This is a genomic window from Geodermatophilus pulveris (assembly GCF_900188375.1).
In the GTDB taxonomy this organism is placed as follows: domain Bacteria; phylum Actinomycetota; class Actinomycetes; order Mycobacteriales; family Geodermatophilaceae; genus Geodermatophilus; species Geodermatophilus pulveris.
The window spans coordinates 118,170-132,888 of record NZ_FZOO01000012.1; the positions used below are offsets into that span (position 1 = coordinate 118,170).

17 protein-coding genes are annotated in these 14,719 nt (G+C 78.4%); 9 read left to right on the forward strand and 8 right to left on the reverse strand.

Annotation, left to right across the window (positions count from 1 at the left end; all coding sequences use genetic code 11):
* Positions 1-20: 20 nt before the first annotated feature.
* Both CHB98_RS19700 and CHB98_RS19705 read right to left on the reverse strand, forming a co-directional pair.
* Complete coding sequence (locus CHB98_RS19700; protein ID WP_179224709.1) at positions 21-461, reverse strand: SRPBCC domain-containing protein; 441 nt, start codon at positions 459-461, stop codon at positions 21-23.
* A 10-nt stretch (positions 462-471) separates the two neighbouring features.
* Positions 472-990: a DUF309 domain-containing protein gene (locus tag CHB98_RS19705; protein ID WP_089307296.1), complete on the reverse strand. Its 519-nt coding sequence runs from the start codon at positions 988-990 to the stop codon at positions 472-474.
* A 158-nt stretch (positions 991-1,148) separates the two neighbouring features.
* On the opposite strand from CHB98_RS19705, the gene egtA reads away from it, so the two are divergent.
* From egtA to egtE, 9 genes are all read left to right on the forward strand, one after another.
* The gene (egtA, locus tag CHB98_RS19710) at positions 1,149-2,399 is read left to right on the forward strand and encodes an ergothioneine biosynthesis glutamate--cysteine ligase EgtA (protein ID WP_089307328.1); all 1,251 of its coding nucleotides are present in this window, start codon (positions 1,149-1,151) and stop codon (positions 2,397-2,399) included.
* Complete coding sequence (gene egtB / locus CHB98_RS19715; RefSeq protein WP_089307297.1) at positions 2,396-3,679, forward strand: ergothioneine biosynthesis protein EgtB; 1,284 nt, start codon at positions 2,396-2,398, stop codon at positions 3,677-3,679. Before egtA ends, egtB begins: the two co-directional genes overlap by 4 nt.
* Positions 3,679-4,368 (forward strand): ergothioneine biosynthesis protein EgtC, encoded by a 690-nt coding sequence (gene egtC, locus CHB98_RS19720; RefSeq protein WP_089307298.1) that lies wholly within the window; start codon positions 3,679-3,681, stop codon positions 4,366-4,368. The genes egtB and egtC overlap by 1 nt, the downstream gene beginning before the upstream one ends.
* Positions 4,369-4,384: 16 nt before the next feature.
* Positions 4,385-5,374, forward strand: a complete 990-nt coding sequence (gene egtD / locus CHB98_RS19725) for an L-histidine N(alpha)-methyltransferase (RefSeq protein ID WP_089307299.1) — start codon at positions 4,385-4,387, stop codon at positions 5,372-5,374.
* A 76-nt stretch (positions 5,375-5,450) separates the two neighbouring features.
* Positions 5,451-6,269 (forward strand): DUF4397 domain-containing protein, encoded by an 819-nt coding sequence (locus tag CHB98_RS19730; RefSeq protein WP_089307300.1) that lies wholly within the window; start codon positions 5,451-5,453, stop codon positions 6,267-6,269.
* A gap of 211 nt (positions 6,270-6,480) precedes the next feature.
* Positions 6,481-6,966 (forward strand): class F sortase, encoded by a 486-nt coding sequence (locus tag CHB98_RS19735; RefSeq protein ID WP_245821451.1) that lies wholly within the window; start codon positions 6,481-6,483, stop codon positions 6,964-6,966.
* 44 nt (positions 6,967-7,010) lie between these two features.
* Positions 7,011-7,610, forward strand: coding sequence for an RNA polymerase sigma factor (locus tag CHB98_RS19740; protein ID WP_245821453.1), 600 nt, complete (start codon positions 7,011-7,013; stop codon positions 7,608-7,610).
* Entirely contained in the window at positions 7,591-8,391 is an 801-nt protein-coding gene (locus tag CHB98_RS19745; RefSeq protein ID WP_089307302.1) for an anti-sigma factor, read from the forward strand. Before CHB98_RS19740 ends, CHB98_RS19745 begins: the two co-directional genes overlap by 20 nt.
* 118 nt (positions 8,392-8,509) lie before the next feature.
* The gene (egtE, locus tag CHB98_RS19750; RefSeq protein ID WP_089307303.1) at positions 8,510-9,640 is read left to right on the forward strand and encodes an ergothioneine biosynthesis PLP-dependent enzyme EgtE; all 1,131 of its coding nucleotides are present in this window, start codon (positions 8,510-8,512) and stop codon (positions 9,638-9,640) included.
* A 61-nt stretch (positions 9,641-9,701) separates the two neighbouring features.
* On the opposite strand, the gene CHB98_RS19755 is transcribed toward egtE, so the two are convergent.
* From CHB98_RS19755 to CHB98_RS19780, 6 genes are all read right to left on the reverse strand, one after another.
* Positions 9,702-11,075, reverse strand: coding sequence for an 8-oxoguanine deaminase (locus CHB98_RS19755; RefSeq protein ID WP_218822436.1), 1,374 nt, complete (start codon positions 11,073-11,075; stop codon positions 9,702-9,704).
* A 24-nt stretch (positions 11,076-11,099) separates the two neighbouring features.
* Complete coding sequence (locus CHB98_RS19760) at positions 11,100-11,423, reverse strand: DUF4333 domain-containing protein (RefSeq protein WP_179224711.1); 324 nt, start codon at positions 11,421-11,423, stop codon at positions 11,100-11,102.
* Positions 11,420-12,547 carry an allantoicase gene (alc, locus tag CHB98_RS19765; RefSeq protein WP_089307306.1) on the reverse strand — a complete coding sequence of 376 codons (1,128 nt, stop codon included), beginning with the start codon at positions 12,545-12,547 and terminating at the stop codon, positions 11,420-11,422. Before alc ends, CHB98_RS19760 begins: the two co-directional genes overlap by 4 nt.
* Positions 12,548-12,611: 64 nt before the next feature.
* Positions 12,612-13,940, reverse strand: coding sequence for an allantoinase AllB (gene allB, locus CHB98_RS19770; RefSeq protein ID WP_089307307.1), 1,329 nt, complete (start codon positions 13,938-13,940; stop codon positions 12,612-12,614).
* The gene (locus CHB98_RS19775; protein ID WP_143425142.1) at positions 13,937-14,308 is read right to left on the reverse strand and encodes an urease accessory UreD/UreH family protein; all 372 of its coding nucleotides are present in this window, start codon (positions 14,306-14,308) and stop codon (positions 13,937-13,939) included. Before CHB98_RS19775 ends, allB begins: the two co-directional genes overlap by 4 nt.
* Positions 14,272-14,535, reverse strand: a complete 264-nt coding sequence (locus tag CHB98_RS19780) for an urease subunit gamma (RefSeq protein ID WP_089307308.1) — start codon at positions 14,533-14,535, stop codon at positions 14,272-14,274. Before CHB98_RS19780 ends, CHB98_RS19775 begins: the two co-directional genes overlap by 37 nt.
* Positions 14,536-14,719 lie beyond the last annotated feature (184 nt).

The window sequence follows — 14,719 nt, forward strand, 5'->3', positions numbered from 1 at the left end:
CACAGCGGTCACGGCGGGCCTCAGCGGGTGGGGCGGGAGGTGCGTCCCTCGGCGCGGGCCTTGAGCCCGGCGCAGAAGTGCCGGAACGAGGGGTTGAGGTCCGGCGTGGAGCGCCCGAGCAGCCCGGCCAGCGGGCCGGTGTGGTCCTCGCGGACGGTGAGCAGCGTGCCGCCGTCGTCCTGGCCGGCGAGGGAGTAGGTGCGCTCGATGACCGCCAGCCCCAGCGGCAGCCCGCCGCGCCAGCGCATCACCTCGCGCGGGCGCAGCTCGGTGACCACCACCCGGAACGGGCGGCTGCGGATCATCGTGGCGTAGAGCGTCAGCCGCTCGCCCAGCGCCACCCGGCCCTCCACGCGGTCGACGCCGGAGTCCCAGTCCCGCCAGCTGCCGACGTCGACGAGCAGTGCCCAGACCTGCTCGGGGCCCGCGTCGATCCGCGTCGCCGCCTCGAAGCTCCTCACGTCGCCCCCCTCACCCGGCCACCGGACCGTCGTCAGGTCGGTGTCGGGTACCACCATGCCCGGGCCGCAGCCGGGGCGCGAGGGCCGCGGGGCCGCGGTCCCCGGGCGGCGCGGCGGCCAGCCGCCGCGCCCAGGCGGCCAGGCCGGCGACGTCGACGCCGTGCGGCGGGTCGGCCGCGTACCCCTCGACGTTGCCCACGCCCCGCTCGAGCAGCCGGGCGCCGCCGCGGTCGTTGCCCCGCGCCACGTGGGTCAGCCCGACGGCCAGCTGCGCCAGCCCGCGCCACAGCCGCCGCTCGGCCTCGGGGGCGGACTTCCAGGCGTCCTCGAGCACCTCGTGGGCGTGGAACGGGCGGCCGGCGTCGAGCAGCCGCTGCGCCTCGGTCAGCGCCTCCCCCGGCGTCCGGGGCACGCCCTCCGGCGCCCGCTCCTCCCCCGCGGCGCCGCGCGGCAGCGGCCGTCCCAGCGCATCGCGGGGCCGGGCGTTGCGCGCCCGGCCGGCGGGGTCCCTGTCCCGGTCGCCGTCCACGCAACGATCCTCGCCCGGACCCCACAGAGATGCCGGGGGGTGGGCACCCGCCCCGGTCGCGTGCAGGATGGGGACCGAGGACGGCTGCTCAGGCGAGCCGCCCCCGCACCGACCCGCGGTCGACGTCGACCGGTCCGGACCTGGAGGGGGTGGGGCTCGTGGCCCCGGTCACCGAGGAGCGCACGGCTGCCCTGGAGCTGGACGCCGCCGTCGCCCACGTCACCGCCGCGGCGCTGCGCGAGGGCCCGGCCGGCCGGGTGGGCCTGGAGCTCGAGGCGCACCTGGTCGACCTGGACGCGCCCGCCTCCCGGGTCCCGTGGGCGCGGGTGAGCGGGCTGGTGGCGGCGCTGCCGGCGCTGCCCGGCGGCAGCCGGGTCACCCTGGAGCCCGGCGGCCAGGTGGAGCTCTCCACCCCGCCGTACCCGGACGCCGCGGCCGCGGTGGCCGCGCTGCGCGCCGACCGCACCGTCCTCGCCGCGGCCCTGGCCGCCGAGCGGCTGGCCCTCGCCCCGGTCGGTGCCGACCCGCTGCGGCCCCCGGCGCGGGTCTGCCCGGCCGCCCGCTACGCCGCGATGGAGGCGCACTTCGCCGCCGTCGGCTGCGCCCGGGCCGGGACGGCGATGATGACCGGCACCGCGGCGCTGCAGGTGAACCTGGACGCCGGCCCGCGGGCGGGTTGGGGCGAGCGGGTCGCGCTGGCCCACCAGCTGGGGCCCACGCTGGTCGCCGTCGCGGCCTGCTCGCCGCTGGCGGACGGCCGGCCGACCGGCTGGGTGTCCCATCGCCAGCGGGTGTGGGGCGACCTCGACCAGGCCCGCTGCGGGCCGCTGCTCGGCGGCGACGACCCGGCCGGCGAGTGGGCGGAGTACGCGCTCGCCGCACCGGTGATGCTGGTGCGGGAGGGTGCCGGTGCGACGCCGGTGCGCACCCGGGTGCGGTTCGCCGACTGGGTCAGCGGCGCCGCCCCCCTCGGCGGGCGCCGCCCCACGACCGCTGACCTGGACTACCACCTGACCACGCTGTTCCCCCCGGTGCGCCCGCGCGGCTACCTGGAGATCCGCTACCTGGACGCCGCGCCCGAGCCGTGGTGGCCGGCGCTCGCCGCGGTGACGGCGGCGCTGCTCGACGACCCGGTCGCGGCCGGGCACGCCGCCGCCGCCACCGCGCCGGTCGCCGGTGCCTGGGACCGCGCCGCCCGCGCCGGCCTCGCCGACCCGGCACTGCACGCCGCCGCCCGCGACTGCCTGACCGCCGCGGCCGACGCCGTCCCCGCCGCCGTGCGGCCGGAGGTGGCCGCCCTCGCCGACCTCGTCGACCGGGGCCGCTGCCCCGGCGACGCCCTGCTCGACACCGCCCGGGCCGGTGGCGCCGCCGCCGCCCTCCTCTCAGTGACGGGGAACTCCCGATGACGGACCTGACCGAGAAGCTGGCGCGCGACCTGGAGACCGCCCGTCAGCGCACCCTGCTGCTCACCGACCACGACGAGCCCGAGCTGCTGCGCCAGCACAGCCCGCTGCTCAGCCCGCTGGTCTGGGACCTCGCGCACATCGGCCAGCAGGAGGACCTCTGGCTGCTGCGCCGCGGCGACCCCCGCCGCGAGGGCCTGCTGCCGGCCGACGTCGAGGCGCTCTACGACGCGTTCACCCACCCGCGGGCGGTGCGCGCCCGGCTGCCGCTGCTGCCCCCGGTGGAGGCGCGGTCGTACTGCGCGGAGGTGCGCGGCCGGGTGCTGGACCGGCTGGGCCGCCTGGGCCGGGACGACGACGGCGACCCGTTCGACGTGGCGATGGTGGTCAGCCACGAGCAGCAGCACGACGAGACGATGCTGCAGGCTCTGGCCGTGCGCACCGGCCCGCCGCTGTTCGGCGCCGGGACGCCGCTGCCGCCCGGCCGGCCCGGGGTGGCCGGCACGTCGGTACCGGTGCCCGGCGGGGAGTTCGCGCTGGGGGTGGACGCCGCCGACGAGCCGTTCTCGCTGGACAACGAGCGGCCCGCCCACCCCGTCGACGTGCCGGCGTTCCGCATCGGCCGGGTGCCGGTGACCAACGCCGAGTACGCCGCGTTCGTCGCCGACGGCGGGTACGCCGACCGGCGCTGGTGGTGCGCGCGCGGCTGGGCGCACCGGGTGGAGGCCGGGCTGGAGCGGCCGCAGTACTGGGGCCCGGACGGCACCCGCACCCGCTTCGGCGTCGTCGAGGCCGTCCCGCCCGACGAGCCGGTCCAGCACGTCACGTGGTTCGAGGCCGAGGCGTACGCCGCGTGGGCCGGGGCCCGGCTGCCCACCGAGGCCGAGTGGGAGAAGGCCGCCGTCTGGGACCCGGCCGCCGGCCGCCGGCGCCGCTTCCCCTGGGGCTCGGCCGAGCCGTCGCCCGCGCTGGCCAACCTCGGCGGCGACGCGCTGCGCCCGGCGCCGGTCGGCGCCTACCCCGCGGGCGCCTCGGCGTACGGCGTCGAGCAGCTGATGGGCGACGTCTGGGAGTGGACCTCCTCGGCGTTCACGCCGTGGCCGGGGTTCCGGCCGATGCTCTACGCCGACTACTCCGCGCCGTTCTTCGGCGGCGACCACCGCGTGCTGCGCGGCGGCTCGTGGGCGGTCGACCCGTCCATCCTGCGGCCGAGCTTCCGCAACTGGGACCACCCGGTCCGCCGGCAGGTGTTCAGCGGCATCCGGCTGGCCTGGGACGCCTGATGTGCCGCCACCTCGGCTGGCTGGGCCGGCCGCGCACGCTGGCCGAGCTGGTGCTGGAGCCGCCGTCCTCGCTGCTCGTGCAGTCGTGGGCGCCGCGCCGGCAGCGGTACGGCACGGTGAACGCCGACGGCTGGGGCGTGGGCTTCTTCACCCCGGGCCGGCCCGGGCCGGCGCGCTGGCGCTCGGCGCGGCCGCTGTGGGGCGACGCGTCGTTCGCCTCGGTCGCGCCGGTGGTCTCCTCCGGGTGCGTGCTGGCCGCCGTCCGCTCGGCCAGCGCGGGCATGCCGGTGGAGGAGAGCGCGACCGCGCCGTTCACCGACGGCCGCTGGCTGCTGTCGCACAACGGCCGGGTCGACCGGGCGGTGCTGCCGCCGGTGCGCGGCGGGGAGTCCACCGTCGACAGCGCGCTGCTGGCCGCCCTGGTGTTCGCGCGGGGGCTGGACGCCCTCGGCGACACGGTGTGCGAGGTGGCCGCCGCCGACCCGGCCGCCCGGCTCAACCTGCTGGCCGCCGACGGCACCCGCCTGCTGGCCACCACCTGGGGCGACACGCTGTCCGCCCTGGTCACCGCCGACGGCATCGCGCTGGCCAGCGAGCCGTGGGACGACGACCCGCGGTGGACCGACGTCCCCGACCGGCACCTGGTCGAGGCCACCCCCGACGGCCTGACCACCACCCCCCTGACCTGACCAGCTCTGGAGACCCGTGTCGATCTCGCTCACCAACCACCTCGCCGACGAGGACGCCGATCGGGCGCTGCGCGCCGACGCGCTCGCCGGGCTGACCGCCACGCCCAAGTCGCTGCCGCCCCGCTGGTTCTACGACGAGCGGGGCAGCGAGCTGTTCGACGAGATCACCCGGCTGCCGGAGTACTACCCGACCCGCGCCGAGCGGGCCGTGCTGGCCGAGCACGCGCCGGCGATCGCCGCCGCGTCCGGCGCCGACGTGCTGGTCGAGCTGGGCAGCGGCACGTCGGAGAAGACCCGGCTGCTGCTGGACGCGCTGCGCGACGCCGGGACGCTGCGCCGGTTCGTGCCGTGCGACGTCGACCCGACCGTGCTGCAGGCGGCCGGCGAGGCCATCACCGCCGAGTACCCCGGGGTCGCGGTCGAGGCGGTCGTCGGCGACTTCACCCGGCACCTGGGCGAGCTGCCCCGCTCCGGGCGGCGCCTGGTGGCCTTCCTCGGCTCCACCATCGGCAACCTGGAGCCCGGGGACCGCGCGGCGTTCCTCGCCGACCTCGCCGGCACCCTGCAGCCGGTGGACTCCCTCCTGCTGGGCACCGACCTGGTCAAGGACCCCGCCCGGCTGGTGCGCGCCTACGACGACGCCGCCGGGGTGACCGCGGAGTTCAACCGCAACGTGCTGCGCGTGCTCGACCGGGAGCTGGGCGCCGACCTCGACCCCGACGCCTTCGAGCACGTCGCCGTGTGGGACGCCGAGCGGGAGTGGATCGAGATGCGGCTGCGCTCCCGCACCGACCAGGTGGTGCACGTGCCCGCCCTCGACCTCGAGGTCCGGTTCGCCGCCGGCGAGGAGATGCGCACCGAGGTGTCGGCGAAGTTCCGCCGGGAGCGGGTGGAGGCCGAGCTGGCCGCCGCCGGGCTGCGGATGACGCGCTGGTGGACCGACCCCGACGGCGACTTCGGCGTCTCGCTGTCCGTCCCGGCGGGCGCAGGTCACCCGGGCGGGTGACGGGAGGGCTGCATCCGGGGCGGTCCGGGCTGCGGAAGGGGGGGTGTCAGGAAGATCCCGCAGGAAAGGAACACCGATGTCCCGCTCCCGCACCGCCTTCGCCCTCGCCGCCGGCGCGACCGGCACCCTCGTCGTCCTCGGCGCCTCGCCGGCGCTCGCGGACAGCCACACCGCGACGGTCTCCGTGCTGCACGCCATCCCGGACACCCCCGTCGACGTGTACGCCAACGGCGAGCGGCTGATCGACGACTTCGAGCCGGGCACCCTCACCGACCCGCTGGAGCTCCCGGCCGGCGACTACGACCTGGCCGTCTACCCGGCCGACGCGGCCGACGACTCCGGCGACCCGCTGCTGTCCGCCGACGGGGTGGCCGTGCCGGCGGGCGCCAACGCCACCGTCGCCGCCCACCTGACCGCGGAGGGCCAGCCCGCGCTGACCCCGTTCGTCAACGACACCTCCGAGGTCGCCGCCGGCCAGGCCCGGGTGACCGTCCGGCACACCGCCGCGGCGCCCGCCGTGGACGTGCGCGCCGGCGGCCAGGTCGTCATCGACGGGCTGACCAACCCGGACGAGGAGTCCCTGACCGTGCCCGCCGGCACCGTGAGCGCCGACGTGGTCCTCGCCGGCACCGACACCGTCGCGATCGGCCCGGCCGACCTGGCGCTGGAGGAGGGCACCACCACGATCGTCTACGCGTGGGGCTCGCAGGACGCCGGGTACGAGCTGGCCGTCCAGTCGATCTCCGGGTCGCACTCCGCGCCGTCCGGCGTCCCCGGCGGCTCGGCCGGCCTGGTCGACGACGGCGGCCTGCCGCTGCCGGTGGTCGCGGTGTCGCTGGCCGGCCTGGTGGCCGCCGGCGTGGGTGTCCGCCGGCTCGCCGGCTCGCGGGCCTGACCGCACCGGCACCGAGGAACGGGTGATGCGTCCCGCCGCTGCCGTCGCGGCCCTGGGTGTGGCTGTCGCGGTCGGTGTGCCGGCCGCCTGGCAGCTGACCCGGGAGCCGGCGGCGGCGGGCGCACCAATCGAGCAGGTGCTCGCCGAGCCGGGCCGGCCGGTGTCGTCCGGACCGACGACGGCACCGGCGGGCCCGGGTCCCCTGCCCCCCGTGACCGTCCGGGACGCGGCGCCCACCGTGGCCGCCGCCGCACCGGCCCCGGCGCGGCTGCGGGTGCCCGGTCTGGGCATCGACGCGCCGGTGGACCCGGTCGGCGTCCGGGACGACGGTCAGATGGCCATCCCCGACGACGTGGACCGGGTGGGCTGGTACCGGTTCGGCCCGGTGCCGGGGGACGCCGGCTCAGCGGTGGTCGCCGGGCACGTCGACGACCGCGAGCAGGGGCTGGGCGAGCTCGCGCCGCTGCGCACGGCGGACGTCGGCACCGAGGTCGAGGTGACCGACGCCGCGGGCACCGCGACCCGCTGGCGGGTGGCGTCCCGCGAGGAGGTCGTCAAGCAGGCCCTGCCCCTGGACCGGCTCTTCGCGCGCGAGGGGGCACCCCGGCTGGTCGTCGTCACCTGCGGCGGGGAGTTCCTCCCCGAGTACGGCAGCTACGAGTCCAACGTGGTCGTCATCGCGGAGCCGGTGCCGTGACCGAGCTCCTGGAACGCCGTCCGGTCCGCGTTAGGGTCGGCTCCGTGAGCACCGACGCCGATCCGACGCCGGGGTACTCCCCCGAGCCGGACGACGCCGAGGTGGGACGCCGGTTCGCGGCCGGGGACGAGCAGGCACTGGCCTGGGCCTACGAGCGCTTCGCCGGGCAGGTGCACGGCATGGCGGTGCGCGCCTTCGGACCCGGCCCGGACGCCGAGGACGTCACCCAGCAGGTGTTCGTCTCCGCCTGGACCGGCCGCGCCGGCTACCGCCCGGAGCAGGCCCCGCTGCCGGCCTGGCTGGTCGGCGTGTGCCGGCACAAGATCGCCGACACCTGGGCCCGCCGCGACCGGCAGCGCCGCGCCGCCGAGGCCGCCATCACCGAGGCCCGCACGGCGCCGGAGAGCACCGGCCCGCAGGTCGACACCGCCGTCGCCGACCGGGTGCTGCTGCTCGCCGAACTCGAGCAGCTCGGCCAGCCGCAGCGGGGCATCATCGAGCTGGCGTTCTTCGAGGACCTCACGCACACCCAGATCGCGGCCCGCACCGGCCTGCCGCTGGGCACCGTGAAATCCCACATCCGGCGCACGCTCGAACGCCTGAGGACACGCTTGGAGGTGGACGGTGCAGCACTGCACGCCTGAGCAGCTGGCCCTGGCGGCCCTGCGTGAGCCGCTGCCGGACGCCGACGCCGCGCACCTGGACGCCTGCGCGCCCTGCCGGGACGAGGTGGCGTCGCTGCGCCGCGGTGTCGACGCGCTCGCCGTCCCGGAGCTGGCCGCGCCCTCCGCCGCCGTCGCCCCGCCGCCGTCGGTGTGGGCCGCGATCGCCGCCGGCACCGGGGTGCGCACCGCGCCGCGGCCCGAGGTCCTCGCCGCCGCGCCGGTGGCTCCCCCGCCCCCGCCGCTGGCCGCCGTCCGCCCGCAGGCCGGACCGGAGCCCGATCCCGAGCGCGAGCCGGCGTCCGCACCGGTCGTCCCGCTGCGGACCGGCCGCTCCCGGTTGCTGCTGGCCACCGCCGCGTCCCTGGTCGTGGGCGCCGGCATCGGCGCCGGGGCGGTGGCCCTGGGCACCGGCTCCGACGAGGGGGTGGCCGTGGCCGCCGCCGCGCTGACCCCGCTGGCCGACAGCGGCGCCACCGGCGAGGCCCGCGTGGTCGAGCGCTCCGACGGCACCCGGGTGCTGCAGGTCGACCTCGCGGCGGCCGACCCGCGGGGTGGCTTCTACGAGGTCTGGCTGCTCGACGAGGCCGTCGAGGACCTGGTCTCCCTCGGGGTCGTCCGGGGCGGGCGCGAGGTGGAGCTCACCCTGCCGCCCGGCGTGGACGTCGGGGAGTTCCCCATCGTCGACGTCTCCGTCGAGCCGCTGGACGGCGACCCCGGGCACTCGGGCCAGTCGATCGCGCGGGGCACCCTGGAGAGCTGACGGGCGAGGAGGGCCGGCTCAGGCGCGGGTCGGCCTCCCCATCGAGATGCGTTGGGCACGACCTGAGCGCCGTCGCCCCATGGGGGGAGCCGCCGGGGACCTCCCCTAGCGTGGGTCGGTGACCGCGCCCGGCCCCGCCCTCGCCCACGAGACCCTCGGCGCCGCGTGGCGCGCGGCCCGGCCCCGCCCCGCCGGCCGGCACCTGGACAGCGCCGCCTGCAGCCGGCAGAGCTCGCGGGTCCTCGAGGCCGTCGCCCACCACGCGCGGCACGAGGCCGAGCTCGGCGGGTACGTGGCCGAGGCGACCGCCGGGGACCTCCTGCAGCAGGGCCGGTCGGTGGTCGGCGGGCTGGTCGGCATGGCCGCGGCCGACGTGGTCTTCGTCGAGTCCGCGCAGGCCGCGCTGGCCGCGCTGCTCGCCGCCTGGCGGCTGCCGGCCGGGTCGCGGGTGGCCTGCCTGCCCGGTGAGTACGCGCCCAACGACGCCCAGCTGCGCGCCGCGGGGCTGACCGTCGAGCGGCTCCCGGTCGACGACCTGGGGCGCGCCGACCTGGACGGCGTCGCCCGGCTGCTCGCCGCCGACCCGCCGTCGGTGGTGCACCTGACGCACGTGGCCAGCCACCGCGGCGTCGTCCAGCCCGCCGGTCCGGTCGCGGAGCTGTGCCGGGCGGCCGGGGTGCCGCTGGTGCTCGACGCCGCCCAGTCGCTGGGGCACGTCGACACCGACCTGGGCGCCGACGTCGTCTACTCCACCTCCCGCAAGTGGCTGGCCGGGCCGCGTGGGGTCGGGGTGCTGTGCGTCCGCCCGCCGGTGGCCGCCGCGCTCACCCCGCTGCTGGCCCCGCCGGACGACGTCCCGCCGCTGCGGGCGCTGGAGTCCGGGGAGGCGCACGTGGCCGGCCGGGTGGGGCTGGTGCTGGCCGTCGGGGAGCACCTCGCCGCGGGGCCGGACCGGGTGCGGGAGCGGCTGGCCGGGCTCGGCCGGGCCGCCCGCGAGGTGCTCGACGGCGCGGCCGGCTGGCGGGTGGTGGAGCCCCGCGGGGAGCCGACCGCCACCACGACGCTGCGCCCGCCCGACGGCACCGACGTCGTCGCCACCCGGGCGCGGCTGCTCGGCGAGCAGGGCATCGTCACCACGGCGATCGGGCCGCAGCGGGCGCCGGGGGAGATGACCGGGCCGGTGCTGCGGGTCTCCCCGCACCTGGACGCGACCGTCGAGGACCTGGAGGCCCTCGCCGCCGCCCTCTGAAGAAGGACCCCGTCCTCCTCACCGCTCGCGAGCTCGCGGCGAGCCTCTGGACGGGGCCACCTCAGGCGGTGGCCTGGATCCGTGCGGAGACCTGGCGGTGGACGGCGAGCTGCTCGTCCAGGCCGGGGTGCACGGGGACGCCGTCCGCCACGACGGACCGCCCGGCGACGACGGTGTGCCGCGCCGCGACCGGGCCGCACCGCAGCCAGGCCTCCACCGGGTCGGACAGCGCACCGGCGAACGCCGCGCCCTCCAGCGACCACACGGCGAGGTCCCCGCACGCGCCCACCGACAGCTCGCCGACCTCCCCGGCGCGCCCCAGGCAGGCCGCTCCCCCGCGGGTGGCCATCTCCAGCGCGTCCCGGGCCGACATCGCGGCGGCGCCGTGCCGCAGCTTGCCCTGCAGCATCGCCGTCCGGGCCTCCAGCCACAGCGACGCGGAGTCCGCCGACGACGACCCGTCCACGCCCAGCCCGACCGGCACCCCCGCGGCGCGCAGCTCCGCGACCGGTGCCAGGCCGCTGCCGAGGACCATGTTGGACGACGGGCAGTGCGCCGCCCCGACCCGCGCCGCGCCGAGCCGCGCCACCTCGGCGGCGTCCGGCCACACCACGTGCGCCAGCCACACCCGGTCGGTCAGCCAGCCCACGTCGGCGAGGTGGTCGACCGGGCGGCGGCCGAAGGTGGCCAGGCAGAAGGCGTCCTCGTCCCGCGTCTCGGCGAGGTGGGTGTGCAGCCGGACGTCGAGGTCCTCGGCCAGCTCGGCGGTGCGGCGCATGAGGTCCGGGGAGACGCTGAACGGCGAGCACGGGGCCAGGGCGATGCGGGTCATCGCGTGCGGCGAGCGGTCGTGGTGCGCGGCCACCAGCCGCTGGGAGTCGGCCAGGATCTCGTCGTCGTCCTGGACGACGGAGACCGGGGGCAGGCCGCCGTCCTCCACCGACAGCGACATGGAGCCGCGGGTGGGGTGGAACCGGACGCCGAGCTCGCGGGCCGCCGCCACCTGCGCGCCGATCAGGTCGCCGCCGCCGCGCGGGTGCACGTACAGGTGGTCGGTGGAGGTGGTGCAGCCGGACAGCGCCAGCTCGGTGAGCCCGACGTACGCGCTGACGGAGGCGGCCTCCTCGTCCAGGCGGGCCCACAGCGGGTAGAGCGTGACCAGCCACTCGAACAGGCCGCCGGTCAGCGCGGGAGCGTAGGCGCGGGTGAGGTTCTGGTACAGGTGGTGGTGGGCGTTGACCAGCCCCGGGGTGACCAGGCAGCCGCGGGCGTCCAGCCGCCGGGCCGCCGCCGGGGCGGGGTCGCCGGGGCCGCCGACGCCGGTCACCACCCCGCCGGTGACCGCCACCCAGCCGCCGGCGATCTCGCGGCGGGTGTCGTCGACGGTGGCCAGCAGCTCGGCGTCGTGCACCAGCAGGTCAGCGGGTCTCTCCACGGGCGGCATCCTGCCCACCTCGGGTCACGGCGGCGGAACGGCGGGCCGGTCGGCCCGCGCCAGGTCGAACTGCACGCGCCCGTCGGCGACCGAGGTGACGACGACCCGCCACACGGTCTCCTGTCCCGTGCCCGGGTCGGTGGCCGTGCACCCGGTGCTCGCGCCCACCTCGGCGTCGAGGTCGCCGGGGCAGGACACCGCGGCGGCGACGCCGGACCGGGCCTGCAGCGCGGCGGCCACCCGGCCCTCCAGCTCCTCCTGCGCCACCGACGCGCCGCACGCGGTGAGCCCGAGGACCAGGACGGGAACGGCGAGCCGGCGGCCGCCGTGCCGGTCCGCCCCGCTCACCGCCCGAGGACCAGCCGCGCCGCCGCGGCCGGCCACCCGTCCGGCAGCCGGGCGGGCAGCGGGCGGGCGCCGACCAGCCGGCCCGCCTCGGCCGGCGCCACCCCCGCCTCCTGCAGCACCTCCAGCGCCTGGACGTCGGGCAGCGCGTCGAACCAGCGGCGTCCCAGCGCCTCGCGGCCGGCGGCGGTCGGCCGGCCCCACAGCCGCAGCCGGGCCATGCCGCCGTCGGGGAAGACGTCCAGCCGCACCCGGTCCACCGCCGGCCCGCCGTCGAGGACGAAGCGGTGCCGGGTGTCCGGCTGCAGCCGGGTCCGCGGCAGGACGACGACCTCGCCGTCCGGGCCGTGCCCGGTCAGCGACGCCGACCCGGGCGCGTTGCCGAGGAAGTAGGAGGTGTCCAGCTCGGCGAGGGTGACCACGCCCTCGCAGGCCAGGGACACCTGCACCCAGTCGTTGCCGTCGTCGCGCCGCCGGCGGGTCTCCCAGCCCTCGCCCATGGAGCGGGCCAGGCCCGGCGCGACCAGCTGCACCGGGCGGCCGTAGAAGTCGTCGCTCACCCCGGTGACCAGGGCGCCGTGCTCCAGCGCCGCGAGGTCCAGCGGGCCGGCGTCGACCAGGCGGGGGTCGGGGACGGCGGTGCCGTGCACCCGCAGCCGCGCCACCCCACCGTCGGGGACGATCGTCAGCCGCACGTGGGTGACCCGCCGGCCCGGGTCGACGGCGAAGGTGTTGGCGGTGTCGGGCGCGAGGTCGGACGGGGGCAGCAGCGGCTGCCAGTCGGCGCGCTCCAGCTCGGCGACGGCGGGGTGGCCCTCGACGGCGGCGCACTCCACGGAGGCCCGCGGCGGGTGGTTGCCGGTGAAGTGCGCGGTGTCGACGACGACCGCGGCGACCACGCCCGGGACGCCGAGCCGGACGATCGCCCAGTCCGAGCCCGGGGTGCGCCGGCGCCGGGTCTCCCAGCCGTCGTACTCCTTGCCGCGGTGGCCGAAGCCGGGGAGCGCCTGCGCCGGGTGCGGCAGCACGAGGTTCTCCTTGGCCGCGAAGGACTCGTCGTTCGCCGCGACCACCGCCCCGCCCAGCGCTCGGCTGGCCAGGTCGGGCAGGCGTGTCGGGTCGCTCATCGGGCTCCTCGGCTGGTGGGCGTCGCGGGTCACTGTGGCACGCGGTGGGCGGGCGGCCCGGTGGTCACCGGCCTCCGCGGCTGAGCAGCCGGCCGCGGGGGGTGCCGTCGACCTCCACACCGCGCAGCCACGTGCGGCGGACCACGCCGGTCAGCTCCCGCCCCGCGTAGGGCGTCACCGGGTGGCGGTGCCGCAGCGCGCCGACGCGCCGGCGCTCCTCCGGGGCGAAGGCCACCAGGTCGGCGTCCTTGCCGACCGCGATCGCGCCCTTGCCCGGGAGGCCGGCCAGCCGCGCCGGCGCCGCGGACATCCACTGCACCACCCGGGCCAGCGGGACGCCCCGGGCCCGCGCGCCGGTCCACACGGCCGGCAGCGCCACCTGCAGCGAGGCGATGCCGCCCCAGGCCAGCCCGAAGTCGCCGACGTCGAGCCGCTTGAGCTCGGGGGTGCACGGCGAGTGGTCGCTCACCACCATGTCGATCACAGGCCGGCCGCCGTGGCCGTCGACCAGCGCCGCCCACAGCGCCTCCCGGTGCCCGGCGGCCCGGATCGGCGGGCAGCACTTGTACGCGGTGTCCCCGTCGGGCACCTGCTCCGCGGCGAAGGTGAGGTAATGCGGGCAGGTCTCCACGGTGACCCGCACGCCGGCGGCCCGCGCCTCCCGCAGCAGCGGCAGCGCGCCGGCGTCGGCGAGGTGGACCACGTGCACCCGCGCGCCGGTGTCCCGGGCCGCGGCGACCAGCCGGCCGATCGCCGTCTCCTCCGCCGCCGGCGGCCGGGAGGCGAGGAAGGCGGCGTAGCTGGCGCCGGCCGGCGGGGGCGCGGCGGCGACGACGTCGGCGTCCTCGGCGTGCGCGACGAGCAGCGCGTCGAGGGCCGCGAGCTCGGCCAGCGCCGCGCGCAGTCCTGCGTCGTCCAGCGGCGGGAACTCCGGGACGCCGGAGTCGAGCAGGAAGCACTTGAAGCCGACGACGCCGGCCTCGTGCAGCGGCCGCAGCTGGTCGAGGTCGCCCGGGACCGCGCCGCCCCAGAACGCGACGTCGACGGCGACCTGCTCCTCGGCGGCCCGCTGCTTCACGCGCAGCGCCTCGACGGTCGTGGTCGGCGGCACGGAGTTCAGCGGCATGTCCACGACCGTGGTGACGCCGCCGGCCGCGGCCGCCGCGGTCGCCGACGCGAACCCCTCCCACTCGGTGCGCCCCGGCTCGTTGACGTGCACGTGGCTGTCCACCAGGCCGGGCAGCAGCACCTCGTCGTCGGCGAGGGTGACCACCCCGGCGGGTGCGTCGGCGAAGGCGGTCACGGCGGCGACCCGGCCGTCCGCGGTGTGCACGGTGGCCGCGCGCTCGCCGTCGGGGAGCACCACCCGCCGGGCCCGGACGACGAGGCTCACACGACCGCCTCCACCGCACGCACCACGGAGTGCAGCTCGGCGCCCCAGGCGGTGGCCACCCACCCGCCCCCCAGGGGCAGCCGGACGGCGTCGTCGGCGGTCGGCACCCCCGCAGCCTGCCCGACGTGAACGGTCGAGCCGTAGGCGCGCGGCACCACCGGCGGCAGCCAGGCCGGCGCGCCGGGCCCCAGCCCGACGCTGGTGTGCAGCAGCGGCCGGCCGCCGACGACCACGCGGGTCGTGCCGGTCCAGCGGCCGGGCTGCTCCCCGGCGCGGCCCCGCAGCACCTGCTCGGTGGCGGTGAGGACGGCGCCGGGGGCCAGGGCCGCGGTCAGCTCCGCCCGGTGGTGCGCGCGGGCGGCGACCACAGGCCGGGGACGCCGTCGACGACGTCGTCCCGGGTGAGGACGGTGCGGCCGGACTGCGTGGGCTCGGCCACCGGCACGCCGTCCCGCGCCCCCTCGAGGACCTGGTCGGTGACGATCGCCGTCGCCTCGGGCAGGTCCAGCCGCAGGCCCCGCGCCCGGCGCCGGCGGGCCAGCTCCGCGGCGTAGGAGGGCAGCAGCCGCTCCTGCTCGTGCTGGGAGGGGTGCACGCGCGGACCTCCGGACGTCGGTGGAGCCCGGGCGGTAGCGGCGGCGTGGAGCAGCGGTGCTGCGCCGGCTCAGCCGCGACCTGCTGTACGAATGCGTGCAGGGCCCTCACCGGGTGGTGAGGGCCCTGCACGGGAATGGTCGTCCGGCGGCGTCCTACTCTCCCACCCCGTCTCCGGGGCAGTA

Excerpts from the sequence above, each read along its gene's own strand:
- egtB (WP_089307297.1), top strand. The coding sequence starts at position 2,396 with ATGACGGACCTGACCGAGAAGCTGGCGCGCGACCTGGAGACCGCCCGT.
- egtC (WP_089307298.1), top strand. The coding sequence starts at position 3,679 with ATGTGCCGCCACCTCGGCTGGCTGGGCCGGCCGCGCACGCTGGCCGAG.
- CHB98_RS19730 (WP_089307300.1), top strand. The coding sequence starts at position 5,451 with ATGTCCCGCTCCCGCACCGCCTTCGCCCTCGCCGCCGGCGCGACCGGC.
- alc (WP_089307306.1), bottom strand. The coding sequence starts at position 12,547 with ATGAGCGACCCGACACGCCTGCCCGACCTGGCCAGCCGAGCGCTGGGC.